Source organism: Candidatus Nitrosotalea bavarica, from assembly GCF_900167955.1.
GTDB classification, from domain to species: domain Archaea; phylum Thermoproteota; class Nitrososphaeria; order Nitrososphaerales; family Nitrosopumilaceae; genus Nitrosotalea; species Nitrosotalea bavarica.
This window is the reverse complement of sequence record NZ_FUYK01000008.1, coordinates 1-26118: the sequence shown is the minus strand read 5'-3', so window position 1 is coordinate 26118 and position 26118 is coordinate 1. Positions and strand designations below refer to the sequence as shown.

At 36.5% G+C, this 26118-nt stretch carries 29 protein-coding genes, 2 tRNA genes and 1 rRNA gene; 11 read left to right on the top strand and 21 right to left on the bottom strand.

The genetic code is table 11. The features are described 5' to 3' along the window. Positions 1–40 precede the first annotated feature (40 nt). From C0Q33_RS05860 to C0Q33_RS05850, 3 genes are read left to right on the top strand one after another with little or no spacing between them, the layout of a single operon-like run. Positions 41–835, top strand: a complete 795-nt coding sequence (locus C0Q33_RS05860; protein WP_101477675.1) for an AAA family ATPase — start codon at positions 41–43, stop codon at positions 833–835. After that, positions 835–2400, top strand: coding sequence for a vWA domain-containing protein (locus C0Q33_RS05855; RefSeq protein ID WP_101477674.1), 1566 nt, complete (start codon positions 835–837; stop codon positions 2398–2400). The genes C0Q33_RS05860 and C0Q33_RS05855 overlap by 1 nt, the downstream gene beginning before the upstream one ends. A gap of 3 nt (positions 2401–2403) precedes the next feature. Then, the gene (locus C0Q33_RS05850; protein WP_101477673.1) at positions 2404–2859 is read left to right on the top strand and encodes an ASCH domain-containing protein; all 456 of its coding nucleotides are present in this window, start codon (positions 2404–2406) and stop codon (positions 2857–2859) included. Positions 2860–2878: 19 nt separating this feature from the next. Here C0Q33_RS05850 and fsa read toward each other — a convergent pair whose 3' ends face one another. Genes fsa through C0Q33_RS05835 form a run of 3 tightly spaced genes read right to left on the bottom strand, consistent with a single transcriptional unit; the run spans position 2879 to position 6173 of the window. Then, complete coding sequence (fsa, locus tag C0Q33_RS05845; RefSeq protein ID WP_101477672.1) at positions 2879–3544, bottom strand: fructose-6-phosphate aldolase; 666 nt, start codon at positions 3542–3544, stop codon at positions 2879–2881. Beyond that, a complete protein-coding gene (locus C0Q33_RS05840) occupies positions 3541–4509 on the bottom strand; it encodes a transketolase family protein (protein WP_101477671.1) in 969 nt (322 codons plus the stop codon). Before C0Q33_RS05840 ends, fsa begins: the two co-directional genes overlap by 4 nt. Next, entirely contained in the window at positions 4506–6173 is a 1668-nt protein-coding gene (locus C0Q33_RS05835; protein WP_101477731.1) for a ribulose-phosphate 3-epimerase, read from the bottom strand. The genes C0Q33_RS05840 and C0Q33_RS05835 overlap by 4 nt, the downstream gene beginning before the upstream one ends. A 123-nt stretch (positions 6174–6296) precedes the next feature. Between C0Q33_RS05835 and C0Q33_RS05830 the strand changes: the two genes are divergently transcribed. Continuing rightward, complete coding sequence (locus tag C0Q33_RS05830; RefSeq protein ID WP_101477730.1) at positions 6297–6686, top strand: hypothetical protein; 390 nt, start codon at positions 6297–6299, stop codon at positions 6684–6686. Between the two features lie 2 nt (positions 6687–6688). On the opposite strand, the gene C0Q33_RS09585 is transcribed toward C0Q33_RS05830, so the two are convergent. Further along, positions 6689–6817: a hypothetical protein gene (locus C0Q33_RS09585; RefSeq protein WP_281258832.1), complete on the bottom strand. Its 129-nt coding sequence runs from the start codon at positions 6815–6817 to the stop codon at positions 6689–6691. A 52-nt stretch (positions 6818–6869) separates the two neighbouring features. Between C0Q33_RS09585 and C0Q33_RS05825 the strand changes: the two genes are divergently transcribed. Continuing rightward, positions 6870–7127: a hypothetical protein gene (locus C0Q33_RS05825; protein WP_101477670.1), complete on the top strand. Its 258-nt coding sequence runs from the start codon at positions 6870–6872 to the stop codon at positions 7125–7127. Positions 7128–7130: 3 nt separating this feature from the next. Here the strand turns inward: C0Q33_RS05825 and rrf are convergent. Then, positions 7131–7250: ribosomal RNA gene (rrf, locus tag C0Q33_RS05820) — 5S ribosomal RNA — on the bottom strand. A gap of 74 nt (positions 7251–7324) precedes the next feature. Here rrf and C0Q33_RS05815 point away from each other — a divergent pair. After that, the gene (locus C0Q33_RS05815) at positions 7325–9112 is read left to right on the top strand and encodes a ribosome biogenesis/translation initiation ATPase RLI (RefSeq protein ID WP_101477669.1); all 1788 of its coding nucleotides are present in this window, start codon (positions 7325–7327) and stop codon (positions 9110–9112) included. Between the two features lie 5 nt (positions 9113–9117). Continuing rightward, positions 9118–9945: a class I SAM-dependent methyltransferase gene (locus tag C0Q33_RS05810; RefSeq protein WP_101477729.1), complete on the top strand. Its 828-nt coding sequence runs from the start codon at positions 9118–9120 to the stop codon at positions 9943–9945. Here C0Q33_RS05810 and C0Q33_RS05805 read toward each other — a convergent pair whose 3' ends face one another. Then, positions 9946–10167, bottom strand: a complete 222-nt coding sequence (locus C0Q33_RS05805; protein ID WP_101477668.1) for a transcriptional regulator — start codon at positions 10165–10167, stop codon at positions 9946–9948. A gap of 35 nt (positions 10168–10202) precedes the next feature. Then, the gene (rimI, locus tag C0Q33_RS05800) at positions 10203–10703 is read right to left on the bottom strand and encodes a ribosomal protein S18-alanine N-acetyltransferase (RefSeq protein WP_101477667.1); all 501 of its coding nucleotides are present in this window, start codon (positions 10701–10703) and stop codon (positions 10203–10205) included. Positions 10704–10781: 78 nt separating this feature from the next. On the opposite strand from rimI, the gene C0Q33_RS05795 reads away from it, so the two are divergent. Then, positions 10782–11861: a site-2 protease family protein gene (locus C0Q33_RS05795; protein WP_101477666.1), complete on the top strand. Its 1080-nt coding sequence runs from the start codon at positions 10782–10784 to the stop codon at positions 11859–11861. Here C0Q33_RS05795 and C0Q33_RS05790 read toward each other — a convergent pair. Continuing rightward, positions 11854–12942: a nickel-dependent lactate racemase family protein gene (locus tag C0Q33_RS05790; RefSeq protein ID WP_101477665.1), complete on the bottom strand. Its 1089-nt coding sequence runs from the start codon at positions 12940–12942 to the stop codon at positions 11854–11856. The genes C0Q33_RS05795 and C0Q33_RS05790 overlap by 8 nt on opposite strands. 49 nt (positions 12943–12991) lie before the next feature. On the opposite strand from C0Q33_RS05790, the gene pyrE reads away from it, so the two are divergent. Continuing rightward, complete coding sequence (pyrE, locus tag C0Q33_RS05785) at positions 12992–13600, top strand: orotate phosphoribosyltransferase (protein ID WP_101477664.1); 609 nt, start codon at positions 12992–12994, stop codon at positions 13598–13600. Positions 13601–13620: 20 nt separating this feature from the next. Here the strand turns inward: pyrE and C0Q33_RS05780 are convergent, their stop codons facing one another. The 3 genes from C0Q33_RS05780 to C0Q33_RS05770 form a co-directional block, all read right to left on the bottom strand. Continuing rightward, positions 13621–14184 (bottom strand): TATA-box-binding protein, encoded by a 564-nt coding sequence (locus C0Q33_RS05780; RefSeq protein WP_101477663.1) that lies wholly within the window; start codon positions 14182–14184, stop codon positions 13621–13623. Positions 14185–14495: 311 nt separating this feature from the next. Then, positions 14496–14569, bottom strand: a tRNA-Ile gene (locus tag C0Q33_RS05775). A 42-nt stretch (positions 14570–14611) separates the two neighbouring features. Next, entirely contained in the window at positions 14612–15250 is a 639-nt protein-coding gene (locus C0Q33_RS05770) for a TenA family transcriptional regulator (protein WP_101477662.1), read from the bottom strand. An 84-nt stretch (positions 15251–15334) separates the two neighbouring features. Here C0Q33_RS05770 and C0Q33_RS05765 point away from each other — a divergent pair. Then, positions 15335–15428, top strand: a tRNA-Glu gene (locus C0Q33_RS05765). A 52-nt stretch (positions 15429–15480) separates the two neighbouring features. Then, on the top strand, positions 15481–16332 hold the full coding sequence (locus tag C0Q33_RS05760) for a polyprenyl synthetase family protein (protein WP_101477661.1): 852 nt from the start codon (positions 15481–15483) through the stop codon (positions 16330–16332). Here C0Q33_RS05760 and C0Q33_RS05755 read toward each other — a convergent pair. The 10 genes from C0Q33_RS05755 to C0Q33_RS05710 all read right to left on the bottom strand — a co-directional run. Beyond that, positions 16322–17809, bottom strand: coding sequence for an NADH-quinone oxidoreductase subunit N (locus C0Q33_RS05755; protein ID WP_101477660.1), 1488 nt, complete (start codon positions 17807–17809; stop codon positions 16322–16324). The two genes, C0Q33_RS05760 and C0Q33_RS05755, sit on opposite strands and share 11 nt — an antisense overlap. Positions 17810–17819: 10 nt before the next feature. After that, a complete protein-coding gene (locus C0Q33_RS05750) occupies positions 17820–19904 on the bottom strand; it encodes an NADH-quinone oxidoreductase subunit 5 family protein (protein WP_101477659.1) in 2085 nt (694 codons plus the stop codon). A 3-nt stretch (positions 19905–19907) separates the two neighbouring features. Then, entirely contained in the window at positions 19908–21464 is a 1557-nt protein-coding gene (locus C0Q33_RS05745) for a complex I subunit 4 family protein (protein WP_101477658.1), read from the bottom strand. Next, on the bottom strand, positions 21464–21769 hold the full coding sequence (nuoK, locus tag C0Q33_RS05740; protein WP_101477657.1) for an NADH-quinone oxidoreductase subunit NuoK: 306 nt from the start codon (positions 21767–21769) through the stop codon (positions 21464–21466). The genes C0Q33_RS05745 and nuoK overlap by 1 nt, the downstream gene beginning before the upstream one ends. After that, the gene (locus C0Q33_RS05735) at positions 21750–22262 is read right to left on the bottom strand and encodes an NADH-quinone oxidoreductase subunit J family protein (RefSeq protein ID WP_101477656.1); all 513 of its coding nucleotides are present in this window, start codon (positions 22260–22262) and stop codon (positions 21750–21752) included. The genes nuoK and C0Q33_RS05735 overlap by 20 nt, the downstream gene beginning before the upstream one ends. Further along, entirely contained in the window at positions 22255–22752 is a 498-nt protein-coding gene (locus tag C0Q33_RS05730) for an NADH-quinone oxidoreductase subunit I (protein ID WP_101477655.1), read from the bottom strand. Before C0Q33_RS05730 ends, C0Q33_RS05735 begins: the two co-directional genes overlap by 8 nt. Continuing rightward, positions 22749–24050, bottom strand: coding sequence for a complex I subunit 1/NuoH family protein (locus tag C0Q33_RS05725; RefSeq protein ID WP_101477654.1), 1302 nt, complete (start codon positions 24048–24050; stop codon positions 22749–22751). The genes C0Q33_RS05730 and C0Q33_RS05725 overlap by 4 nt, the downstream gene beginning before the upstream one ends. Beyond that, positions 24051–25184: an NADH-quinone oxidoreductase subunit D gene (locus tag C0Q33_RS05720; protein WP_101477653.1), complete on the bottom strand. Its 1134-nt coding sequence runs from the start codon at positions 25182–25184 to the stop codon at positions 24051–24053. It lies immediately after the preceding gene. A gap of 1 nt (position 25185) precedes the next feature. Then, positions 25186–25761 (bottom strand): NADH-quinone oxidoreductase subunit C, encoded by a 576-nt coding sequence (locus C0Q33_RS05715; RefSeq protein WP_101477728.1) that lies wholly within the window; start codon positions 25759–25761, stop codon positions 25186–25188. 89 nt (positions 25762–25850) lie between these two features. After that, on the bottom strand, positions 25851–26118 hold a 268-nt coding region (locus tag C0Q33_RS05710), incomplete at its 5' end, for an NADH-quinone oxidoreductase subunit B (protein WP_133121023.1).

Genomic DNA, 26118 nt, shown 5'->3' with positions numbered 1-26118 from the left:
ATGAGACATTTTTAAATTAAGGAAAGAACTTTGTTCAAACATGCTTACAGAATCATTGTATATTGATTGGAATAATTCATTTGAAGTTCTAGACAAGGCATTTACCGCTGATCTTTTTGTTCTTATAATAGGTCCCAAGGGCACAGGTAAGACTACACTAGTAAGAGAATTTGCCGCAAGAAAAGGAATAAAGCTTGAGTCAATCAATTTTAGTTTAAGAACACGTGAGAGTCATCTGGTAGGAGCAAAAACAATGGAAAACGGCGCAATCGGATTTGAACAAGGAATTCTAGTCAAATCCATGAAAGAGGGAGATATGCTTTATCTTGATGAGATAAATTCTGCAGAAGCAGACGTACTTCTTCGCCTTGATGAAGCACTTGATGACAGAAGACAGATTGTTCTAAAAGAATCAGGTGGTGAATTGATAAAAGCTACTAAAGGATGGTTTGTTGTTGCTACAATTAATCCGTTATCACATGTTGGTACAAAAGAGCTTCCACCGCAATTACTAAGTAGATTTCCCATAAGACTTCGACTAGACTATCCACCAGAGGATATTGAATTTCAGATAGTCAAGCAATATTCATCATCTCACGAAAAAGAGATCTTACAAGGAATAAAATTGGCAAATATTTTACGACAGGCAGCTGCAGTTGAAGAGTTGTACTATTCTCCAAGCTTGCGTGAAACAATAGCATTTGCAAAGATTCTTGATTCAGGTATGAAAACAAGGCAGGCAGCAGAGGTAGTATTTGCCAATATATACTTGCAATGGGGTAGCGTAGAATTCCAAAAAGTAAATGACATCATAACATCGATGTTTGGTAGTTAATGCAATCATTACATCTTAGAAATGACACATTAATTGAGATAGCTACATTTCTTGTTAGAAGATGGTCTGGAAAAGAATCCATTATAGTTAGTATATCGGATCAAAAAGAAGTACAAACTAAACTAAAAGAAAATAAAGTCATAATGTTTCCATTAGAAAAATATCAAGGAACTGACTTTCAAAAATATAGACAATTCAGAACTGCCTTGTGGTATGAAGCAATGAGAATCAGATATTCAAGTAAAATTCTTAGTAATGATCACGCTTTTGGATTTATCCTCAATACTCTTGAAACAAGAAGAATCGAGACCATTGCAAGAACTGTTTGGCAAGGAATGGACGATGAGATCATTTTCAGATATGGAGTTGCTTGGCTATACAGACCATTATTAAACACGTTATATGGAAATACCCGAATAGTGGAAGGTTTTGCCCAGTATTTTCTTCTAGGCGATATCAAGGGAGAACTGCAGCCTAGTGCATTTGAGAAGGTCAAAAAGGCAATCAATCTTGCCTCAGAGATAGTAAAAGAGGCAATTGAAAAAAAATACGGTACAGATTGGCTTGAAAAAAGAGTACCTGAAATAATCAAGATCTTAGAGATTGACCCGCTTTTAACTATCCCAATATCAATTCCTAAAATCAGTTCAGGTATGGCACTTTCAGAAGAGGAATTTGTAAAGACTCTAAACAAGATTGCAAAATATCGTGAAGACGATTTTGGAGAATTAGATCCCCAGAAAATTTCTGAAGGCAAAGAGGTTTTTGAAGAATTCAAAGTTTTGCTTGAAGAAGCAAAAAGAACAGAGAATAAAGGTTTGAGTAGTGAAACAATTGGAATCAACATTCCCACTGCAACAAACGTGGATGAAACAAAGATTATTGACATAGATCTAATAAATCACCTAAAAGCAAAATTCAAAGAATGGAAATCAGGATGGAAGGAAGAACATGTGTTTTCAGGAGATGAGTTTGACGAAGAATCACACATTGACGGCCATAAACCATTTATTTCAGATAGAAAAATTGCAATCAAGACTAGGATCATCATACTTTTAGATCACTCTTCAAGCATAGCAAGTCAGGAGATACAATACAAGAAAGCTACACTTGCTCTTTGTGAAGTTTTAGAATATTTAAAAGTAAAATTTTCTGTCTATGCGTTTAACACAGAACAAAAACATGTCATATGTTGGCTAATAAAACCAGAGAATTTAAAATGGAATAATATTTCTGCCAAAAGACTTGCACAAATAAAAGCAAATGGAAGTACACCACTGGCTGAAGTTTACAACATGTTATTGCCATCTCTTCGTTCAAAAAAACCAGACATATTTTTAACATTAACAGATGGAGAACCCTCAGATCCTGATGCAGTTCGTTATTTAATGAGAGATTTCAAATCTATTGGTATAAAGATGGTCGCCATAGGCTTTGGACCTGATACAGAAGATGCCATATTAATTGCAAATAATCTTAGAAGATTAGGTTATGAGAGAACTCTTGCTGTTAGCAGGTTAAGTGATATTCCAAAAAGAGTTTTGAATGTTTTGGGAACTAGCTGAGAAATGAAATGCCTCTCAGTATCTCAACCTTATGCTGACTTTATAATAAATGGTAAAAAAACTATTGAACTAAGAACATGGAATACAAAGTTTCGAGGAGAGTGTCTAATTCATGCACCAATCAAAATCAAAAATGATGTATGTGATAGATTAGGCATAGAAAAATCCAATCTAAGAACAGGAGTAATTATTGGAAAAGTTGAGGTTTATGATGTAAAATCATACAATTCCTTGGAAGAACTCAAAAAAGATCATGGCAAACACCTTTTCAACGAAGATATTTTCCGTCACAAATTCGGGTTTCTGCTTAGAAAACCGCAGGCTCTTCGAGTTCCAATTCCATACAAAGGTAGTCTAGGTTTTTTTGAGGCTAAGATAAAATCTAGACAGTCTAAAAATGACATAAAATCAGAACTATTTGATGAAGAATACAGATATCAGTGGATAGGAAAACACTAACAAAATTTTAGAGAAAAATTTAGAGATTGATGTTTGGATTATCTTTTTTGAGTTTTTCCCAATCTAAAAGAAAGTTTTTCAGACCTACATCCGTTAATGGATGTTTTAGCATTTTACCCAATACATCAGGTGGTAAAGTAACTACATCTGCTCCAATTTTTGCAGCTTCTACTACATGCATAGGATGTCTAACACTTGCCACAAGAATTTGTGTACTAAATTTATAATTTTGAAATACTTGGCGCATTTCTTTAATGAGATTCATTCCATCTTGCCCATTGTCATCTAGTCTTCCAATAAATGGACTAACATATTTTGCACCGGCTTTAGCTGCTAATATTGCTTGATTTACTGAAAAACAAAGTGTAACATTTACTGGAATGCCCTCTGATGTCAAGATCTTACAAGCTTTGAGACCTTCAGGTGTCATAGGACATTTTACAACCACATTGTTGCCATATTTTCTTAGCCTTCGACCTTCTTCCAACATTCCACTAGTCTCCATACTCAATACTTCCAAGCTCACATCACCTTTGATAATTCGAACAATTTCCTCCATGACTTTTTGAGGATCGCCACCTTCCTTTGCCATAAGAGATGGGTTTGTAGTAATTCCATCAACAAGACCCATGTCATTATACATCTTTATTGCAGAAATATTTGCAGTATCAAGAAATATCTTCATCGGATTTGACTCCGAATAGACTTGACGGCATTAGATATATGAATTGATGTGATACCGTGTTTTTCAAGCAAGAGATGAATCTCAGCATCTCTTGCAGATTCACCAAATTTGTCTTGTACGCCTATACGTTTTACAGGAACAGGATATATCTCAGAAACTGTCTCAGCAACTGCAGAACCAAATCCTGCCATTACATTATGTTCTTCACAAGTAACTATTCCACCTGTTTCACGAGCAGCTTTTTCCAAAAGTTCAGAATCTATAGGTTTGATTGAGAACATGTCAATTACTCTACATGCTATTCCTTCTTGCTTCAAAGCATCAGCTGCCTCAAGAGCAATACTAACAGTTATGCCACATGCAACAATTGTACAATCTGAACCATCGCGTAATACAATACCTTTACCGATTTGAAAGTCTTGTTCTTTTGAATGGATTACTGGTGTCTTTGATCTTGCCAATCGCATGTAACATGGACCATAAACCTGTGCAAAGATTTGAGTTAATTTTTCCACCGTTACAGTATCAGATGGAATAAAGACTTTGACATTTGGAATGACTCTCATTATTGCAATATCCTCAATCTGTTGATGTGAGCCTCCATCAGGGCCTACACTAAGACCACCATGAGATACAACCATTTTTACATTCAACCCATTTTTACCATTTCTCGAAGGATATGCTATTGCATTACGTATTTGATCAACACACCTACCAGGAAGAAATGCGGCATATGTGCTTGCAAATGGAATTTTTCCCTCGTTTGCAAGACCTGCTGCAATAGTGATCAGGTTGGCTTCAGCAATACCAACATTGAAGAATCTATTTGGAAACTTTTTTCCAAAGGGCTTTGTCTTTAATGAATCTGTAGTATCAGCACCAACTACTACAATATCAGAATTTTTCTCACCTAACTTGATTAAAGTATCTCCATAAACTGTTCTCATATCAGCAAACTCTGTCATACAAAACCTGCCTTCTGGGCAATCTGTAAGAGTTCGGTCTTTTTCTTTCCTACTTCATGTAGATCAATCCATTTTTTCACAAGATCAACTCCACCAAGGTTGTGAGCTTTGTTAATCAGTAGATTTCTTCTTGCATGTACGATCTTCTTTCTAAATTCAAGGATTGTTGTCCTAACATCTTTTTGTCCTATTATGGCACTACCGCCTACAAACACTCTGGCACCGTCCAAGAAAACGGATTCTACGTTAGACAAATCTACACCACCATCAGCTTCGATTAGACCCTCAAATTTTCTTTCAGATAAGAATTTGGCTATTCGTTGAGTCTTTTCGTGTGTAGATTCGATGTATTTTTGACCTGATTTGCCAGGAATTACGGACATTATTATTAGTTGATCCAAATCTGAAATAAATTTCTCAGACCATGTAGGCAATTCAGTACTAGGATTAATTGCAAGACCAACACTTACTTGGTTTGAACGAAGAATATCATGAATCTCCCCAAAACTTGATTCATCACAGACTTCGGCATGTACTGTAATTATATCACAGCCAGCATCAACATAATTCTTGACATGTTTTACTGGTTCATTAATCATAAGATGAGTATCAAAAGGAATTGGTGTAATCTGTCTTAGTTGTTTTATCTTTTCATGATCAAATGTTTTAGTCTCAACAAACATTCCGTCCATCACATCAAGATGAATAAAATCTGCTCTTGCATGTGCAGCTCTCTTAACCTCATTTTCCAAGTTTGCCATATCTCCAGCGATTATAGATGGAGATATCAGAGATTGACAATCTAATTCTAGATCAATTATTGGAGATATCTGAGGATTTGGTGCAACACCGTGCCATTTCGGATTATCTTCCATGTGTTCTACTGATTTACCTTTGATGGTACGAGCTACAATAATAGATGGAGTTCCCTTTGTTTGAAGTGCAGAGTTTACTGCCTTGACGATTTGTTCTATACGATGACCATCAATTTCTAAAACATTCCATCCAAAAGATCTCCACTTATCTCCCACTTTCCACCTTGCCGCATTTTTCCACATCTCAGAAATATCATCACCTACAAGCTCCTCATCCAGAGGCATTATTTTTTCAGTATAGTCATCTTGTTGAATGAAATTTCTGTCCAAGAAAACAGTGAGATTATCAACTCTATATTTAGAGCCGGTCATAGCAGCTTCCCAGACTTGTCCTTCATCAGATTCACCATCTCCTATTATTGTGTAAATATGATGATTTTTCCCATCAATTCTTGCTGCAAGTGCCATTCCAGTTGAAAATGATAAGCCTAATCCAAGTGACCCACCACAGAATTCAACTCCTGGACATTTGAAATCAGGATGACCTTGCAATCTACTTCCAAACTTTCGCAAAGTCTCCATTTCAGATTTGTCAAAAAATCCAGCTACTGCAAGATTTGAGAATAGTCCAGGGGAAGCGTGTCCTTTTGATAAAACAAGTCTATCCCTATCTGCCCAGAGAGGGTTCTTTGGATCATATTTTAGGAATTTAAAATACATGCACCCCATAATTTCAGCCATTGAGAATGAACCACCGGGATGACCAGACCCTGCAATAGTAATTCCCTTGATTACAAGTTTTCTTGCTTCTTTTACTCTCTTGAAAATATGATAGTAATTTATGGCCATGCCCATTCCATAATTTGAATTTCAGAATAATTACTAGAATCCAAATTCATGATTTTTACCGTATTTGTATCAAATAAAAAGTTATTTCACAAAACATTAATCCAAAAACAACTTACGATAAACATGAGCATTAGAGAACTTGTTCCCCTTGTGATTTATGATGATAAATGTTATCTTTGTTCAAAATTTGCTAGTATTGTTCATACCTTTGCTAAAGACAAGATCTTGATCGTAGGTCATTATTCCGATATAGGTATGAAAATAAAATCAGAGATTTTTAAACAAAATTATGATTCAACTATGATGTTCTGGTTCATAACAAAGAAAACTGCCTATGGTGGAAGAGCAGCAATTTTACCTCTCCTTCAAAGCATTCTGATGAGCAAGTCAAGAAGAAAACTAGAGTACACGCCATCTTCCAGTTGTAGTCAAGATTGTAAAACTTCTAGAGCATTTTTTACAAGAACAAAGAGTTTACTTTCCAATAGTGAAAAAATACCTCTCAAGTCTTAGAATTAGTATCCTCTACTGTTCCTGTCAGGAGTTCCAGTATTTGGATTTCTAAATCCATGCTTATCCATCATATGATTTAGGAATCTAATGTCATCAGAGAATTTTTCTCCACATATAGAACAATTGCTCATTATACTACTAAATGACCGCGATCTTTTTAGGTTTTGTAAACAATACAATATAATGCAAAATAACCAAAAAATACACAAAATCACCTTTACCATAACACCTAACGCAAACGGCTATGTCATATCATGTAGTGAGATACCATCACTATTCACAGATACACCATCAATTGTAGAGGTAGATAGAATTGTCAGAGAACTTCTCCTGGAATATATCAATGACTTTCCAGATGATTCGGAAAAAAAGGGCTTTGATAAAGACACACCAATAGAAACGATGTGGTATGCCACTCCTAATTCTGTAGCACTAGAATAGAAAAGGCGCCAGCACTACTGCTTCCCAAGGGCTCTCGCACCTTAGTAGCACAGTAGCGACATTGGGTTTGACTTCCGGGTTCGGAATGGGACCGGGTCGGACCCCAACGCTGTGGCCGGCTTATTTTCTTTAGTTTCTAATGTTATGTATTAATCTTACTTGATAGAGATATAAATTCAGAAAGGGCGTGGTTATACATGACCCATCGAGTAGCAGTCTTAGATAAAGAAAATTGTCAGACCAAAAAATGTGGATTAGAGTGTATAAAATATTGTCCAGTAAATAAGATGGGATCAGAGTGTATAGTTCTAAATGAAGAAATCGCCAAGGCTCAAATCGATGAGGACATTTGTAATGGATGTGGAATTTGTGTCAAGGTTTGTCCATTTGATGCAATAACAATTGTCAACTTGGCAGAGGAATTAAAATCAGATAAGATTCATCAATATGGACAGAATGCATTTAGACTCTATAAAATTCCAAGTTTGAAGAAAGGTCAAGTCATGGGTCTGCTAGGAAGAAACGGTATAGGTAAGAGTACAGTTGTAGGTATATTATCTGGAAATCTAAGACCAAACTTGGGGAATTTTGCATCACCTCCAGAATGGAGTGAAATTTTAAAACATTTTCAAGGTACTGAGCTTAAACCGCATTTTGAGAAAATTGCAAATAACGAATTAAAGGCATCTATAAAACCTCAGCAAGTCTACAACTTGGCAAAAGTATTTGATGGTACTGCAAAAGAACTTTTTGAAAAATATGATGAACGTGGAAAAGCAAAAGAATTGATTCAACAACTTGGATTACAAAATTCTTTAGAAAATAGACTAGCAGATCTAAGTGGAGGAGAATTACAAAGAATAGCTGTAGCAGTTGCCGCGTCAAGAGAGTCAGACTTCTATTTCTTTGACGAGCCTTCATCTTACAACGATGTATTTCAGAGAATTGGAGTTGCAAGAGTGATTCAGGATCTTGCTAAAATTGGAAAGAGTGTGATGGTAGTAGAACATGATCTAACATTGCTAGATTATCTTAGTGATTTTATTGAGATTCTTTATGGTGAGCCTGCAGCATATGGCATAGTTGCAAGCATGCTATCAACCAAGGTTGGAATCAATGTATTCCTAGATGGGTATCTTCCTAATGAAAATGTCAGGTTCAGAGATATCGCATTCAAATTTGATGCAGTTAACACCATAGAGGAATTTGTTACGATTGAGAATATTATGACATATCCAAATTTAGAGAAAAAATTTGCAAATAATTTTTCTCTTTCAATTGAAGCAGGCAGAGTAAGGAAAAGCGAAGTTCTAGGCATTGTAGGTGCAAATGCATTAGGAAAAACAACCATGATGAAGATGATTGCAGGTGTTGAAAAGCCTGATTCTGGAAACATAGAAAGCAAAGTAAAGATTGCGTACAAACCGCAGTATCTAACAAATGATTACGATGTTGATGTAATTACACTTCTTGAAAAAGCACATGGTGGAACGATAGATGAAACTCCAGAAGAGGAGATCATAGTCAATCCAATGAAGATAAAAAAATTATACAATAAATCTATCAAGAATTTATCAGGTGGAGAACTTCAAAAAGTAGCAATCGGAGCATGTCTTTTGCAAAAAGTTGACATTTATGCACTTGACGAACCTTCTGCATTCTTGGATGTTGAAGATAGAATAGCTGTAGCAAAACTTATTCAAAGATATGTTAGATCATATGGAAAATCTGCAATAATAGTTGACCATGACATTCAACTAATGGATTTGATTTCTGATTCAATTGTTATATTTCATGGAACTCCTGGAAGAGAGGGTCATGCAACAACTCCAAAACCTAAAGTTGAGGGCATGAATGAATTCTTGAAATCTCTTGAAATGACATACAGACGAGATGAAACAAGTATGAGACCCAGAGTAAACAAATTGGAGAGTCGACTGGACAGAGAGCAAAAACAATCTGGAAAGTTTTACTATAGAAATTGACAAAGATGCTAAAACAGGCAATGATTGGAATCCTCACAGAAGTAGAGGCAGATGAGATTTATGGTGCCTTTGATCAGATAGGAAATATAATCATACTAAGAATTCCAGATTCTCTTTTACACAAAAGAAAGACAATTGGTGAAGTACTTTTAGATAAAGTAAAGACTGCCAGATCAGTCTATTGTCAATCATCCCCAGTTGAAGGAGATTTTAGAATAAGAAAGCTCGAGTTGCTTGCAGGAGAAGACAAGACTGAAACTGAATACAAAGAACATGGTTGTAGATTCAAACTAGATGTGGAAAAGACCTTTTTTTCTCCTAGGCTTTCAACGGAGCGAGATAGAATTGCAGGATTAATCAAAGAAGATGAAACAATAATCAATATGTTTGGTGGTGTTGGGATGTTTTCCATCGTTGCTGCAAAGAAAAAGAAATGCCATGTTTACAACATAGATATCAATCCTGATGCAGCTAGATTATGCTCAGAAAATATACTATTAAACAAACTAAAAGGAACTATTGAATCAATAGAGGGCGATGCTACAAAAATAATAGAAGAAAGATTGCTTGAAACAGGAGATAGAGTTTTAATGTTATTACCTGAAAGATCAGATGAATTTCTGGATTCTGCCATAAAAGCAGCAAAGAAAAAAGCAATAATTCATTATTACTGCCATATCCATGCAGAAAAGAAAGATCAGGTCGCGTCACTTGCACCACAACATTTTCTAAGTGTTGTAAATGTCAAATCGGAAATTCTTGGAGCAAAGATAGTAAGACCAGTAGGTCCAAGATTTTATCAAGCAGTTGTTGATGCTGCAATATCCAAGTGATTACTTGTCATCTGTTACAAGAGAGGATGGTGATGGTCTAGAAGTTGCCATGTTGTATCCTATCCAAGAAATGACTCCAAGAATTCCTCCTACTGCCATCAATACTGATAGTTGTAGTACAATAGGACTCCATTCAGAGAGCATTAGTAGATATGCATAGAGAAAAAATCCTACAATTGCTAAGACAAAGATCATAATTCCAATAGTTCGTTGTCGTGTCATAAGCTAGAGTCTTTTTCTGACTTATTTATTTTAATCTAGTAAGCAAACTCAATTGCCATAAGATAGGCATCTTCGCCATCACGATAATAGGCTTTTAGTCTCTGTTTTATAATAAATCCAAGTTTTTCATACAATTTTACGGCTTCATTGTTACTACATCTGACTTCAAGATAAAGCTCATCACATTTTTTCAGTTTTACTCCTCCAATAGACTCTTGAACTAGACCTTCTCCAATTCCCTTTCGTCTATACTCTGGCAATACCGCCACAGATACAACATGGCCTTTTTTTACAAATCCAAGTTTTTTGAAGTTTGAAAAGCCATATTCAATTTTACACATTATATATCCAACAAGTTTCTTGTCTACCTCAGCTACTAGAAATGCTTCAGGTAATTCAGCAAGTAGACTTTCATAGAAATAGTCGGAATAGTGCTCTGGTAATGTTTTTAGGTTAATCTCCATGGTTGAAATTAAATCAGATAGATCGCATCTTCTAATAACACAGTTTCCAATTTCTCTTAATGCTACCTGCATCCTGATGATACTGGAATTATTAATTATTTAACTTTAAGCAAATAAGGGAAATAATTAAAGCCAGCCAAAGAAGCATATATGAACATATCAACTCTTGACGAAGTTCTATCTGATGTTTCTTCATATTTTACCATAATAGGATTTAATCAAAGTCCAACTATACTGCAAATCGAGATTTCTGGAAATAATATAACTATGAAATTCCCTCAACTGGTTCAAAAGATGGAATCAAAGAATATGATAGTCAGATTAGAAGCAAATTTTGGGAAAACATTTTTACTGATTTCAAGATTTGTACTTCCAAAGTCACGGCGATCTTGGATTCCAAGAGTATTGTTTATGGCAACAATAGTAACTGTAATGATAGATGGTTACTATCGAGCCATCAGTACAAACTCAATTGTAAAAGGAGACGACCCGATATACATTGCTGTTCTATACACCATCTCCTTGATCGGAATACTTGGAATTCACGAACTTGGTCACATGATTGCATCAAAGATACACAAACTCAAGATCAGCTGGCCTTATTTCATTCCAGGAATTCCAATACTTGGTTTCATACCAACTTTTGGAGCTCTCATAATGTCTCGTGGATTAATTGTAAATAGAAACATACTTTTCGATATTGGGATTTCGGGTCCCATAGCAGGCCTTATTGTAGCAATAATCGTTTCCACATATGGCGCATACATATCTCCAATGGTACCAAGCTCACAAGCCCATGAACTTTTAGAAAAATCAGGTCTTATGGAATTACATTCCAGCATACTAATGGATGCAACAATTTCCCTTGTTGGAAAACATGTTCCTAATCAAGAACTTGTAATGTCACCAGTTTTGTTAGCTGCATGGTTTGGATTTCTCATAACGTTTCTCAATCTTTTGCCAGCATGGCAACTTGACGGCGGTCATATAGCTAGAGCAACTTTTGGCGTTAAATGGCACAGAATTTTGACATATGCAAGCATAGGAATTCTAGCTTTGACAGGATATTACATAATGGCATTGTTTGTTTTGATGTTTAGTTTGAGGAGTCAAGATGTAAAACCATTAGATGACATTTCTCCATTATCTAAAAAAAGAAAAAGAATGTTTTCACTAGTTATTGCACTTGCGTTTCTTTGTGCACCCTTACCATTTTCTATTTTTACCTAAGTAGTACATGTGAACCATCAGAAACAATTACAACTTTTTGTCGTTCACCATATGTTTTAAGAACATAATCAATGGCCTGTTTTGCCCCACTAAATGGAATCATTCCAAGTTTATCTTTAGTGAAAAGATGTGGTAAAATTGATACAATACCCATCCCAAATTTTTTATGTATTTCTGTTAGAAATAAAAGATCATCCATTCCATCTATGTACTTGGAAGGACTCTTCAGTCGATCCAAGCTCATTCTACCTTCCACATACTGCTGGATTGCATCAGAGCCCAATCCGTGCTTACACTCTGCAAGAAGAATTACCAATCCTTCTTCCTTTATAGCATTTGAGCAATTCCAGATTGTAGATAGAGATCTGCTCAACGTTTCATTGCTTGCCTCTTTTCCAGTGCTAACAATTGCCACTCTATGTTTTTCAGTCTGATGTATTGCAATGGATGATAGTGATGTTGAGAGTAAAGAAGTCGATGATGGGTGACCAGTTGCAATATCAACTACTCCCATTTGATTTGCTACTATCTCTATAGCAGATATTTCAAATTCATCAGTAAATTTTTTTGCGACATCCATAGTTTTTAATTCATAGCCAGGAAGAGGAAGATTTCCTTCCCTTTTCTCATATGCCTCAAGCATACTGTCTTTGCCAAATCTTCGTAATAATTTAGTAGAGATGTTATTGTATCCAAACAAACCATCAAATTCCATCTCACCAATAAAAATGAGATTTGCATTAGAAAATTGTAATGCATTAAATTCTGATATAGATATTGTAGGATCAGAAAAGACACTTTTTAGAGAATGTAAATTTGATTTATCTACCAAGAATTTTGGTTTTGGAAAAGATTTCTTTGTACAAATATCCAACAAAACTGAGATAACTTTTTGAATAGTTTTAGAATGCTCCATAATAACAAATTCTGTAGGTTTTGACATGTCAAGAGATTCCAATTTCGTTGCAATCTCCGAATCAGTCAAGTTTACACCGCCAGGAACTATCTGTTTTTCTAGATTCTCTGCCTTTACATCAAGAACTACGTCTGTGGGTCCATAACTGAGCCAGATTTCAGGCATACCATACCGATGGGACAGTTAAAATAAATCTAGTTCGGTAAATTTTGCTGTGGATTTTGTCAAAGAATTTGCGATATTTTTGCAAGAAAGCGGCGCAATCAAATTTGGAAATTTCAAGCTTTCCAGCGGAAAAGAAAGTGCATATTATGTAGATCTGAGACTAGTACCAAGTTTTCCACACCAATTTAGAAAGATGGTAAAATCTCTTCAAAACTTGATATCAGAGAAAATAGGTTTAGATAATTTTGATTATATCGCATCGGTTCCAACATCAGGACTTGTAATAGCATCTGCATTGGCCATAGAAACTGTAAAGCCTCTAATCTACATCAGACAAAAGCCAAAGGACTATGGTACGGGTAGCCTCATAGAGGGAAAGATATCAGAGGGATCAAAAGTAGTCCTAGTAGATGATGTTGGAACGACAGGCCATTCATTACTTAATGCTGTCAGGGCTCTAAAAGATGCCAAAATAGTAGTAGATTCTGCATTTGTCATAGTCAATAGGCTTGAGGGTGCAAGGGAAAACTTGGAAAATGAGAAAGTAAAAATGTATGAGATTACAGACATACTTGCAATTTCCAACGCTTTGTACGCTGAGAAAATTCTCGACGAACAAACTTTGAATAGAATTAAAAAACAGATGAATACAATATAATTTCTAACAGATTTTCTAAATTAGCTATCGTAAACCATTAGTTCTTTTTCTTCTAAAAGTGTGTGCACGTTATGTACTGATCTGTAAACATCAGACTCTTTTTTTGCACCAGTACATACAAGTTTGCCAGATGCAAATAATAGTAGTACAGTTTTAGGATCAATCATTCTATGTATTAACCCAGGAAATTGCTCTGGTTCATACATACTTCTTGGAAGACTTCTAGCAGCTTGCTCTAAATGTATTTTCCCACCAAGATTAGCAGAGGCAACCATATTTTGTATTGTAATGACCGCATCTTTTTTTATCTTAATTCCACCTTTTCTTAATTTTTGAACAACAGTTCGTACTGCAGCGATTGATTGTTCTTCTGATTTTGCTCCAGTGCAAACCATTTTTCCAGAACTAAAAATCAATGTTGCAGTTTTGGGAGACTTTATTCTAAACACTAAACCAGGAAATTGTTCAGGATGATATTCAACATCAGGAAATGTTTGAGTTATAACATTAAGATCAATTTTTTGATCAACAGAAGCTGAAGCCACAACATTTTCTATACTGATAATAGGTTTTGTTTGTGGCATTTTCGTGAATATATATGCGCTTTATATATACTCTATAACATTTCTTGTAGAAATTCTTTGTGTCAAATTTATCAAATTATTTCTAGAAGAGAGGCAGCTCAGACAAATGCCTTAACATCATCAGTTCAGTTATAACTCTGATTCTTCATTGCGGCCAAATGAAGATAATTTACTGCTTATTTTAAAATTAGTATATCAAAATGAAAATTTAGAAAATCATGATTATTGCTTGTTAATTCTAGATCAACAATTTACTAATGAAGAAAAATGGTCATAGTTGATACAGTATAACAACAAAAGGAACTAAATAGTGGGCCCAAAGGGCTTCGATCCCTTGGCTCACCGGTTATGAGCCGGTTACTCTACCAAGCTGAGTTATGGGCCCTACGAAAGAGCAAATTGAGATGCGCTATAAAATAGTATAGAGTTAACAGTATGCATCATAGCAGCTATCAAGCAATAGATTTTGAGCTACTAAGGATTTGTTGGCTGTTTCTACTAAATCATCCTCTTGTGATGCAGAAGTTTTTCCTAAGATTTTTCGCCAAAGAGCTGCATGTCTTATATCAGCTTCTGCATGAAGTCTGAAATATTCTATTGCATCATCTTCTGACAAACCATAGAATTTTCTCAAACCATCTATCTTTGATAAACTAATTTTTGGAATTTCCTGCTCCAAAGCATACATTGCGGCAGCTCCACCCTCAAAGGAATTCATAAGACATGAAAGATTTGAAATAGCTTGTTTTGTTTTATCAAGACCGCCATAATTTCTTAGTTCATTTTGTGATACACCTAATGCACTAGCAAATTTTACCCATGGTTCTATGTGCTCAGATTCTTCATCTCTATTCGAAGCAATTTTACTCTGAATTTCAGATGGGCTTTTCACCATAACTTTGTCTACAAATGAGGGAACTGCTTTTACTAATTGGAAGTATTCTTTTGAATATCCACTAAGAGATTCCATTGATAATTTACCTTCACTCCACATAACATAGAATTTGTGCTTTAACAAACTCTGCTCGTCAATTATCTTGTCAATTCTTTGAATAAGAGAACTCATAGCTATTATCAAATTCCGGTAATAAAAAAATCTTTTGAATGGCTGCAAAAGGATTTTATGGATAACAATTAGGATGCAATTTGGGCTCCAGTGGTGTAGACCGGTCAAGCATGGGGGACTTTCAATCCTCCGACCCGGGTTCAAATTCTTAATGATGAAAATCCCGGCTGGAGCACCACTCTCAAAAGCATTAATATTCTAACCGTGATCTACAGTTGCTAGTGTAATTCTTGGATAGAAAGAATTTCGAGATAAATCCACTCATAAAAGACTTTGAAAGTTACATCGCTAAGGTCGATGATGCAATTAAGCAAGAATTAGAATTGTATTCTGCCTCAGAATTTTTCGAACCATTACAGTATGCCTTGGAAGGAGGAAAAAGGATAAGACCTTTGATTCTCATCCTAGCAGCAGAAAGCATTGGAAAATGTGATGAAAATGCATATACCGCATCATGTGCTGTAGAATTTTTACATACAGAATCTGTGATTCATGATGACATAATTGATAATGAAATTCTAAGAAGAAGAAAAGATCCTTTTCACATAAAATATGGATATAATACAAGCATAATTACTGGCGATTTTGTTCTTGGTTTAATTTTGAACATATCATCTCGTCTAGATAATGCAAGAATGGCAAGAGAGCTTGCAATTACTGCAATGATGATGAGTGAGGGGGAAATGCTTGAAACTAGGCTAGAGACAAGTGATGATGTTACTTTTGATGATTACGTAAAGGTCATGGAATACAAAACTGCTACTGCATTTGAAGCAGCTGCAAAGATTGGAGCAATATTAGGCGGAGGTAATGAAGAACAAATCATGGCATTTGCTGAATATGGTAAGAACATGGGAATCGCATATCAAATCAGAGATGATTTACAAGATTGGAATAATGAAGATAAATTATTCAATATACTGATAAAGAAAAGTTCTGATCCGCGTATCGTATTTGACCGCATGGATGAAATGCTAAAGAATTATGCCAGTAAAGCAAAGTCAGCATTAAGAAAAATCAGCGACAGTCCTGTAAGAATGAGATTAGAAAGTCTTCTAGACTTTACTATGCTTAGTGTATAGCTGGCAATCCGCTTAGAATAGGAACAGCTGATTTTGCAAATTGTATAACTGGATCTGGGTATAGTCCTATTCCTACCATGAAGATTATCGAGAATATCATAACTGCGATTATTGATTTTGGTTCTTTTAGTCTCTTGTTTGATTCTCCCTCCTCGAAATACATTTTTCTTATTATCCAACCATAGTAAGCAAGTGAAAGCGCACTGTTAAGAACTCCTGCCACGGCCAAATATGGGGCCCATGATAAAGTGCGACCTGCATCTATTGCTGATCCAAATAACATTAGTTTACTCCAAAATCCATTAAGAGGAGGTACACCAGCTAATGCAAGTAACGAGATTGTAAGACCAAGTGCAGTAATAGGCATTCTTTTGCCAAGACCTTTTATTTTCTCAATGTGCGTTACACCAAGAGTTGTTACTATCCCTGCAACAGCAATGAATGCGGCAGCCTTCATTACTGAATGATTCAAGATGTGGAATAATGCGGCTTGAATTCCAATTGGTGAAACTGGTGCCACACTTAGACCAATCAGAATGTATCCGGCTTGACCAATACTGGAATAGGCAAGCATTCTTGTAAGATTTCTTTGTTTTATTGCAGTTAAATTTCCTACCGTCATAGTGACTACAGCAATAACAGCAAGTGCAAATGCCCAGTGAAGATTTAGTGCTATTGCACCCATGATTATTACCCTCAACACTGCTGCAAAGCCAGCTTTCTTTGTACCAGCTGCAAGTAATGCAGCAATTGTAGGTGGAGAACCTTCGTATGTATCAGGTAACCACATGTGGAATGGAACTAGACCAATTTTGAATCCAAAGCCAGCTATGAACATACCTACTGCTAAAATTGCAAGAGGTATCATGTCAGGACTAAGTTTTGAAAATCCAGTGATTACTTGTTCTATATTGGTAGAGCCCGTTAGACCATATGCAATTGAGATTCCATAAATTATGATTCCAGATGATAAAGCTCCAAACAAAAAGTACTTGATTGCTGCTTCATTTGATGCAGGATCTTTTTTGAGATATCCTGCCAAGACGTATGTTGGAATGCTCATGAGTTCCCATGCTACAAATAACATTACTAGATCAGTAGAGTATGCAATCAGAATCATTCCAATTGATGAAAGTAGAATTAGTGAATAGTATACAGCCGGGTTTGCTCTTCCGCGCATGTAGTTAAATGAGCCAACTGTTGTCATAATTCCAACAATTAGCATTGCTATTGCAAAGAATGATCCAAACCTGTCATCAACAAGAACATTCTGTGAAAATATTGCAGACGGTGTGACGTTCTTTGCAAGTATTTGATAGATTACAACTCCGATTGCAGATAATAGCGCTCCAAAAGTTATAGCTCCATAAAGTGAGGAACCTTTCTCTTTTCTAGCTACACTGATTACTGGAATTATTACTCCAACTGCTCCAAGTATCAGAGTTAACAAAATTGGTGTTGATGTGAATTCTATCATTTTCTATCTCCTAAATTAACAATAGGAATACTACTACGAGTATACCCACTCCAAAAATGTAAAGATATGATTGTGAAACTCCTGTTTGTGTTGCTTGCATTATTCTTGCACCGCCAGCCATAGTTTTTTCTGGGACCACATTGAATCCTTCCAATACAAAGTTCTCAAAGTATTTGTAAATACCTCTAGCAATGTATAATGGAGCTACTACAAATCCCCAGTAGATCAACGCGTTAAGGTACCATCTGTTTAAGAAGAATTTGTGAATAGCGTAGAAGAGTATGTTTGAATTTACAAATTTTACAGGATCGGCAAATCTTCCAATATAGAAAACATATCCAAGTCCAAATCCAATAGCAAATGCAGATAGTGATGCCACAAGAGCTATAGGGTTAACACCTTGTAGTAATCCACCAAGTAATGGTTGAGATTCTGTTGCGACCGCTCCTACATTAGATGTAATTCCAAATGTTGAACCCAAGTAATTAACGAAGAGATCGTGAATTTGGTGCTCAAATGCAAGACCCATTACACCTACTCCAATTGTCAATACAGCAAGAATTCCATATGGAATCCACATTGAAGGACTTGTTTCATGAATATGATGTCCTTCTTTTTCTAATTCCTCAATATGTTTACTCTTATCACCAAAGAAGACCAATCCTATCATTCTAGTTGTATAGAATGCAGTGATTACTGCAGTAATAACTGCTATTGCAAATAGTGGAAGAGCCCAAGTGTTACCAGATTCATAAACTGCTGCAAATATGGCATCCTTACTCCAGAAACCAGTAGTGATAAACGGAGCACCCATTAATCCAAGACCAGCTGCCCACATGAAAACATAGGTCTTTTTCATGTATTTTCTAAGACCACCCATATCAGTCATGAATCTAGAACCTACAACATGGAGTATAGAACCCGCAGCCATGAATAACGATGCCTTGAACATAGCATGTGAAATCAAATGGAAGAATCCTGCAGTATAACCATCAACAAATTGTTTTGAAAGACCAGCAACACCAAGTGCCATCATCATGTAGCCTATCTGTGATCCAGTAGAATATGCAAGTACTTTCTTGATCTCAGGATGCACCATTCCTTGAGTCGCAAGAAGAAGTGCAGTTATTGCTCCAACCCATGCAATTACTTCAAAGAATTGATCCATGTTAATTCCAATTGCGGCCAATGCAAAGAAGAGAGGAGCTAATCGTGCCACCAAAAATACACCGGCCTTTACCATTGTTGCAGCGTGAATTAGTGCTGATACTGCTGTAGGTCCTGTCATTGCCTCTAGTAACCACTCATTTAATGGGAATTGTGCAGATTTTCCTATTGCACCGCCAAATAGCAAAACTGCAGCTGGAATTAGCAAGTGTTGTGAAGCCATTGCGGTAGCCCAACTTGTATTTGCAGTTAATTCCCTAAATCCAAAAGTACCTGCAAATGCAAAAATTAGAAACATTCCTGCCAGCATCATGACATCACCAACTTTTGTCATGATGAATGCCTTCATTCCTGAATGAGTAGGAGAATAGTAATCCATCAGACCAAGTACATGTCGTCCTTCTATTCCCACATGATCCTTCTTCTTGTCTTTATACCAAAATCCTACCAATGCGTATGATGCAAGACCTACTCCTTCCCAACCGAAGAAAAGTTGCAAGAAATTATCAGATAAAACAATAAGCTGCATGGATCCCAAGAAGAATGCCATCCAGAAGAAGAATCTAGTTAGGTCTTTGTCCCCTTTCATGTAACCGGTACTATAGACAAATATCAAAAATGAAATCCATGCAACAACATTACTCATTATGACTGCTAGTGGATCTGCAAGTACTCCAGCCTTGAGTCCAATTGATGATATCCAAGGAATTTGGTTGTGAATTTCGTGATTACCAAGAGCTGATGGAAGAAGAGATAGAGCTGAAACTGCACTTGCAAGAGCAAATGCTACTGCCACCCATCCTGTTGCACGCTTTGATCCTTTTGCAACAGCTGGAATTATCAGAGCTGCAACAAATGGTAGTATCCAGATACCCCACACCCTTAATGCTCCTAATCCAAAACCAAGATCAAAAGGTAAAATAGCCATCTTCTAAACTCCCACCAATCCTTTCATGAAAGGAATTATTTGATTAAAGAATATGTCTGGATATATTCCAATTACGACACTAAATCCTGCCAAGACCATCATCGGACCTGTAACATACCAGTTGGCTTCTTTTGTATTCTCTAGATTTTCTGGAAGTTTTCCAAAGAAAACTCGTTTTATCATCCATAGTATGTATGCCATGGTGATAACCGTTGCAACTAAACCTAAACCAAATGTAACCATCCTAATCATAGAGCCTTGTTGAATCGCAGTTTGGAGTGCACCATAGAACATGGTCCATTCTGCCATGAATCCACTAGTTGGTGGAACTCCCATCAGAGTAAGTGCTCCAATCATTGCACAAACTGCTGTTATTGGCATCTTTCCTGCAAGACCTCCCATCTTTGTAAGGCTACGAGTCTTGACTTGCAAAATTATTGCACCTACCATCATGAATAAAATCACTTTACCCAAGCTATGAGAAACAAACATCATTTCAGAACCAGAAAGTCCAAGTACGGAAACAGTACCAATTCCAAATAAAATATAACCCATTTGACTTATACTAGAATAAGCAAACAGCTTTCTGATGTCGTCTTGCACTAGTGCCATTACTCCACCGTAGATCATTGTTACCAAGCCCCAAATGTTTAGGGCTAGCGCAAGATGTTCATATTGTCCAGGCATTAGCATTATTATCAATCTAAAGAATCCGTATGCTCCAACTCCAAGCATTGCTCCAGAAGATAATGCGTTGAGCGGTGTTGGTGAAGATCGATAAACATGTGGAAGCCACATATGCACTACAAAGGCTGCCATTTTTACTGCAAGACCTACAATTATTGCAACAGCTGCAAGACCTAAAACATGTGGCGGTATGCCATGTGCTTTGATATCAGCATAGTTGAAGCTGCCAACACTTAGACCAATTGAAAGAAAACCAAGTAAAAGAATTACAGCCCCTACATGAGTCCAGAAAAGGAATAGTAGTGCCACTCTTCTTCTTGATTCATATCCCCAGATTGCCAACATGAAGAATGCTGGAATTAGCATCAGTTCAAAGAAGACATAAAATTCTATTAGATTAGTTGCAAGGATAGTTCCAAGCATTCCCATGGCCATGACAAGAAAGAGCGCATAGTATGCTCCAATTTGATGATTAAGATGATCTTTTAGAGAAGAAGACTCTATGACTTCAGTACCGCCTCCCACCAAATGTTTTTCAGAATTCATTCGTTCTTCAAACATGATAGTAATTCTGGAAACCATGTAAGGTTTTGAAAATAGTACAAGTACTGTAGATATTACATAAATTATAATTGCAAATGGAGAGGCAAGACCATCAAGTAACAATCCAAATTCTCCAAATAATTGAGTCCATTTGTAGTGTTCCTCATAACTTCCTGAAAGTGCTGGAGTAATGACTAGTACAGTACAATACAACAATATTCCAAAAGTAAACCAGGCTGCTACATTAGGTCCAGATTTTCGTCCCAAGTAATATGCCACAGGAGAAAGTAGTAGAGGCAAAAAAAGAGCCTGTAGTAATACGAATTGCATTATCCTTTCAAACTCCTAAAGTCTGCAATGTCAATGTTTCTGTACATTCTATATGCCACAATCACAAGTGCTAATCCAACTGCAACTTCTGCAGCTGCTATTGCGATAGAAAATAGTGCCAATGTCTGACCCTGACTATTTGGTATATATCTAGAAAATGCAACCAAATTGAGATTGGCCGAATTAATAATCATCTCTATACCAAAAAGCATGCGGATTGCATTTCTCTTTACAGCCATCCCATAGATTCCAATGGCAAGTAGTGCCACTGAAACCAAAATAAAATCAATCAGCGCGTTGGTCATCTATTGCATCCTCTCTTCTTGCTAGTGTCATTGCTCCAGTAATTGATGAAGCCAAAATTAGTGCCATTACGATCAACGCAGGTGAATAATATGTCAGAAAGTCTTCTCCTATCTTTTTGTAATCTACCATAGGTGAATTAGTATCCATTGTTTTTAGTCCAGAACCAATGATTATTGTTCCCATGCCTAGCATAAGTGCAAGCATCAATCCTATGCCAGCATATCTTCGACGTTTATCTTCGACTTTATTGAAAATAAGTTCTCGTCGTACTAACATAACTGTGAATAATATTAGAACCGCGATGGAACCAACATAAACTGAAAGTTGAAACATTGCTACAAACGGTGCATCCAAAAGCAGAAAGAATCCTGCTACTCCAGATAATGTTATCATCAGTGCTATTGAACCATATATCAGAGATCGTATCTCAAGTGCCACAATAGCAGAACCAATTGTTAGAACAGATAGAGCTAGAAATACTGAATCAACCATGTGAAGCACCCCTGTCACTTATTTTTATTTCAACATCTTGTGAAATCTTTGGTTTTATAGCAAGCTGAGCAGGGGTGTAAATAAGAGCAGATTTGGTAAACGAAGAAAGTTCATAGTCGTTTGTCATGTATAGTGCATAAAACGGACAAGCATCTACACATAGTCCACAGAATACACATTTACCATAATCAATCTGTGGCATTATTGCTTTCTTGTTATGCTTCCACGTTTCAGCTACCTTGACCATACTTATGGCCTCTGCTATCCCCTCACATGCCACAGAACAAAGCTGACAACCAGTACAATTTTCATGGAACAATATGTGTCGACCTCTTAACCCAGCTATTCCTACTCCTATCTCTGGATTGTATTGAAAGCCATCACCTACGAATTTTAATTTCTGCTCAGGATATCGTAATGTGAATCGCTTTACTGCAAGATGTTTAACTCCAGAATTTAATGCGCGGATTATTCCGATAACATTACTCATTGTAATAATCCTCCAGGTCCCAAGACACCTGCGTATAGCAATCCGAGAGCTATAAAGATGTTAATGAAGGCAAGACCAATTAGTTTGTACCAACCAGTGTGTAATGCTATATCCATTCGAACTCTTGGGAAAACTCCACGAGGTAGTAGAATCAAAAGTATAACTCCAACAGTCTTTATCACAAACCACAGCGTACCATTGAGCATTTGTTGATCAAAGAGTGGCAATCCAGGGAATTTGGCAGTTACAGGACCAATGGTAATTCCGTTAGTTATGATATCTTGTGGGAAAGGTGGCCAAACCATCGGACCGTTCCAGCCACCAAGGAATAGTACAACGAACAATCCTGCAAATGCATATAATTTCAGATAAGTTCCAAGCTGAATTAATCCATACATCATTCCAGAAAATTCTGTTAACCATCCTGCAACAATTTCACTTTCTGCTTCTGGAAGATCAAATGGGATTCTTTCAAGTTCTGCAAAGATTGTAATGAAAAAGACTATTGCTCCAATTGGTACAAAAGTGATCCACCAAAAGTGTTGTTGTGATTCAACAATATGTGAAAGATTTAGACTTCCAGAGAGTATTACTACTCCAAGAAGTGATAAAATTAATGGAATTTCAAAAGCAACCATTTGATGGAGTGCTCTAAGACCACCAATGAACGTCCACTTGCTATTTGCTGCCCATGCTGTTAGCACGGCAATTATTGGAAAGAAACCTATGATTGCAAATACTGCTAAAAGACCAACAGAAGGATTTGCAACTACCCATCCAGGAGCAACTGGAATCAGAGAAACAAAGGCACCTGCTGCACCTACAAACAATAATGGACCCATCCAGAAAATGGGTTTGTCTGCTTTTGCAGGTATTATGATCTCTTTACTCATTAGCTTAAAACCATCACCCATCAGTTGTAGAATTCCTTCTATTTTTCCACAATAAAGCGGTCCTACTCTAAGCTGCATTTTTGCAAGAAACTTCCTTTCAACAAATATTGTTGCAGCTGCAAGTAGAGCTGCAAATCCAAATCCTGGAAATACCATTACTCTAAAAATAGTTGTATGAATGAAATTTTTGACAATTGGAAGAGTACGTGATGGATCAGCCATCCAAGTCATTGAAAGATATGGCGTCATGAGTTGACCGTTGATTATTGGAAGCTTGATGTAAAATAATATGATAAAGACTATTGGTAATCCAACTAGGCTGAAGATCAGAAGTACCCAGAATATTAAATCAAATAGAGAAGCAATGAATCTACTGAATCTAAACTGCGGTGCGATAGTAGACATTTATCGATCTGCCTCCACAGGCCAATAATTAAGACCCCAGTAGACTGCTGGCATGTTACCTAATTTTTCTCCCTTCAATAAATATGGCATACAGATCAAGTTTCTAAATGAGCCAACGCTTATCTTCACTCTATAAGGTTCTGGCCTATTGTTAGACACAATGTAATATCCAATTGCTCCTCTACCAGACTCTACTCTACGATAAACTTCATCATTACCACCTTTTGGATTTGGTTTTAATTTTGTACGCACAGAACCAGACTTTGGCATCTTTTTTAACGCGTCTTTAATTATTCTGCAACTCTCAAACATCTCAAGATAAGGTACACGAGATCTTGCATAGGAATCACCTTCTTTCATCACTATTGTTTGAAAGTCTAGATTTTCATAGACATCATATGGTTCTTTTTTTCTTACATCAAAATCAACACCAGATGCTCGCAGTACTGAACCAGTTGTTCCAAGTCGGATAGCATCTGTTCTTGATAATATTCCACTACCTTCTGTTCTTGCTTTCAAGAGAGGATTCTGATAAAAAATAGCCTCATACTCTTTTAGTCTCTTCTCAAAATATGCAACTTGTCTTAAGCATCGCTCTTCAAAGTTAGACGGTAAATCATTTCGTACTCCTCCAGGTACTAGATATGCATGAGTTACTCTTGCACCAGACATTGCTTCTAAAAGGTCAATGAAAAGTTCTCTATCACCTGCAGGCCACATAAACATGGTAGAGTGACCTAAGAATATTCCATAGATAGCCAACCAGTACAAGATGTAGATGCAACGATTCAGTTCTGCGGCAATAACCCGGATGTATTTTGCTCTTTCTGGAACTTCAATTCCCAATAATTCTTCTACTCCAAGACAATATGGATACAAGATATTGGAAGAGTCGTGGATTACAGGTCTTTCAAGGTGAGGAATATTCTGAATATAATTTCGATATTCAGCCATTTTTTCTTCTCCTCGATGTACATAACCTGGATCAGGATCACATGAAACAATGTAATCACCATCAACTTTGATAATTAGTCTCATATGTCCAGAACCTGGATGTTGAGGTCCAACATTGAGTGTCATTATTTTTTCATCCACTGTCTCAATATGCATTCCGGGAGGTAGTTGTGTTGTCATTTTATCTTCCCTTTATCTTGAAATCTTTTCTAAATGGCGGTATATCTGCCCAATCTTCTGGGAGAAGCAATCTTCGCATGTCAGGATGACCTTCAAAATAAACGCCAAACATTTCAAAACATTCTCTTTCATGAAACTCTACACTATAAAATACATCACGTAATGATGACATTCTTGTTCTATCTGAACCAGGGTTTGGAATATCTTCTCTTGGAACTCGGGTTGCAAGTGCAAGAATTTGTCGTCCAAGTTTTTCATCAGTATAAGAACCCAAGTGGTATACAACTTCGATTTCATTTGCATCTGGATAGTCAACTCCAGATACAGACTCGGCATGATCATATCGAAGTTCATCTCGAATAAATTTAGCGACATCTACAATGTTTTCTTTTTTACTAGTTACCCTAATTCTGTCAGATCTAATATAGTCTACATGTATTTTATCGCCAAATTTTGAAGAAATCTTATCTGCCAAAGATTTTTCAAATTCAGGGATAGGTTTTGGTTTAACAGGAACGTCTGGAGATAAGTCAAGTCCTTTTTCTTCATAAAATTTTTTTGCTTCATCTTTTGACATGGAATCTGAACTTGTAGTATTTTCAGAATTAGCAGGATGTTCTTCTGCAATATCTTTAACTTCGTCCTTTTCAGTTCCAGAGCTCATGGCTATTTAGCCTTCATCCGTTTTATTTTTTCTTGAAGTAACATACATCCTTGGATTAGTGTTTCTGGTCTAGGTGGACAACCTGGAACATAAACATCAACGGGAAGAACCCCATCGATTCCTGGTAGTACGTTATATGAGTCAAAGTATAATCCTCCAGTTATTGCACATGCTCCCATTGCTATGACATATTTTGGATCAGGCATTTGATCATATACCATTCTCAATCTAGGAGCCATCTTTCTGGTTATAGTTCCCATGACAACAATA

Coding starts and splice junctions, on each gene's coding strand:
- C0Q33_RS05715 (WP_101477728.1), bottom strand. CDS start 25,761: ATGTCAAAAGATGAAGCAAAAAAATTTTATGAAGAAAAAGGACTTGAC.
- C0Q33_RS05850 (WP_101477673.1), top strand. CDS start 2,404: ATGAAATGCCTCTCAGTATCTCAACCTTATGCTGACTTTATAATAAAT.
- C0Q33_RS05830 (WP_101477730.1), top strand. CDS start 6,297: ATGAGCATTAGAGAACTTGTTCCCCTTGTGATTTATGATGATAAATGT.
- C0Q33_RS05725 (WP_101477654.1), bottom strand. CDS start 24,050: ATGTCTACTATCGCACCGCAGTTTAGATTCAGTAGATTCATTGCTTCT.
- C0Q33_RS05810 (WP_101477729.1), top strand. CDS start 9,118: ATGCTAAAACAGGCAATGATTGGAATCCTCACAGAAGTAGAGGCAGAT.
- C0Q33_RS09585 (WP_281258832.1), bottom strand. CDS start 6,817: ATGAGCAATTGTTCTATATGTGGAGAAAAATTCTCTGATGACATTAGA.
- C0Q33_RS05755 (WP_101477660.1), bottom strand. CDS start 17,809: ATGATAGAATTCACATCAACACCAATTTTGTTAACTCTGATACTTGGA.
- C0Q33_RS05860 (WP_101477675.1), top strand. CDS start 41: ATGCTTACAGAATCATTGTATATTGATTGGAATAATTCATTTGAAGTT.
- C0Q33_RS05780 (WP_101477663.1), bottom strand. CDS start 14,184: ATGCCACAAACAAAACCTATTATCAGTATAGAAAATGTTGTGGCTTCA.
- C0Q33_RS05750 (WP_101477659.1), bottom strand. CDS start 19,904: ATGGCTATTTTACCTTTTGATCTTGGTTTTGGATTAGGAGCATTAAGG.
- C0Q33_RS05825 (WP_101477670.1), top strand. CDS start 6,870: ATGCAAAATAACCAAAAAATACACAAAATCACCTTTACCATAACACCT.
- C0Q33_RS05790 (WP_101477665.1), bottom strand. CDS start 12,942: ATGCCTGAAATCTGGCTCAGTTATGGACCCACAGACGTAGTTCTTGAT.
- C0Q33_RS05770 (WP_101477662.1), bottom strand. CDS start 15,250: ATGAGTTCTCTTATTCAAAGAATTGACAAGATAATTGACGAGCAGAGT.
- C0Q33_RS05730 (WP_101477655.1), bottom strand. CDS start 22,752: ATGAGTAATGTTATCGGAATAATCCGCGCATTAAATTCTGGAGTTAAA.
- C0Q33_RS05805 (WP_101477668.1), bottom strand. CDS start 10,167: ATGACACGACAACGAACTATTGGAATTATGATCTTTGTCTTAGCAATT.
- rimI (WP_101477667.1), bottom strand. CDS start 10,703: ATGCAGGTAGCATTAAGAGAAATTGGAAACTGTGTTATTAGAAGATGC.
- C0Q33_RS05720 (WP_101477653.1), bottom strand. CDS start 25,184: ATGACAACACAACTACCTCCCGGAATGCATATTGAGACAGTGGATGAA.
- fsa (WP_101477672.1), bottom strand. CDS start 3,544: ATGAAGATATTTCTTGATACTGCAAATATTTCTGCAATAAAGATGTAT.
- C0Q33_RS05855 (WP_101477674.1), top strand. CDS start 835: ATGCAATCATTACATCTTAGAAATGACACATTAATTGAGATAGCTACA.
- C0Q33_RS05795 (WP_101477666.1), top strand. CDS start 10,782: ATGAACATATCAACTCTTGACGAAGTTCTATCTGATGTTTCTTCATAT.
- C0Q33_RS05745 (WP_101477658.1), bottom strand. CDS start 21,464: ATGCAATTCGTATTACTACAGGCTCTTTTTTTGCCTCTACTACTTTCT.
- C0Q33_RS05815 (WP_101477669.1), top strand. CDS start 7,325: ATGACCCATCGAGTAGCAGTCTTAGATAAAGAAAATTGTCAGACCAAA.
- C0Q33_RS05835 (WP_101477731.1), bottom strand. CDS start 6,173: ATGGCCATAAATTACTATCATATTTTCAAGAGAGTAAAAGAAGCAAGA.
- C0Q33_RS05735 (WP_101477656.1), bottom strand. CDS start 22,262: ATGGTTGATTCAGTATTTCTAGCTCTATCTGTTCTAACAATTGGTTCT.
- nuoK (WP_101477657.1), bottom strand. CDS start 21,769: ATGACCAACGCGCTGATTGATTTTATTTTGGTTTCAGTGGCACTACTT.
- C0Q33_RS05840 (WP_101477671.1), bottom strand. CDS start 4,509: ATGACAGAGTTTGCTGATATGAGAACAGTTTATGGAGATACTTTAATC.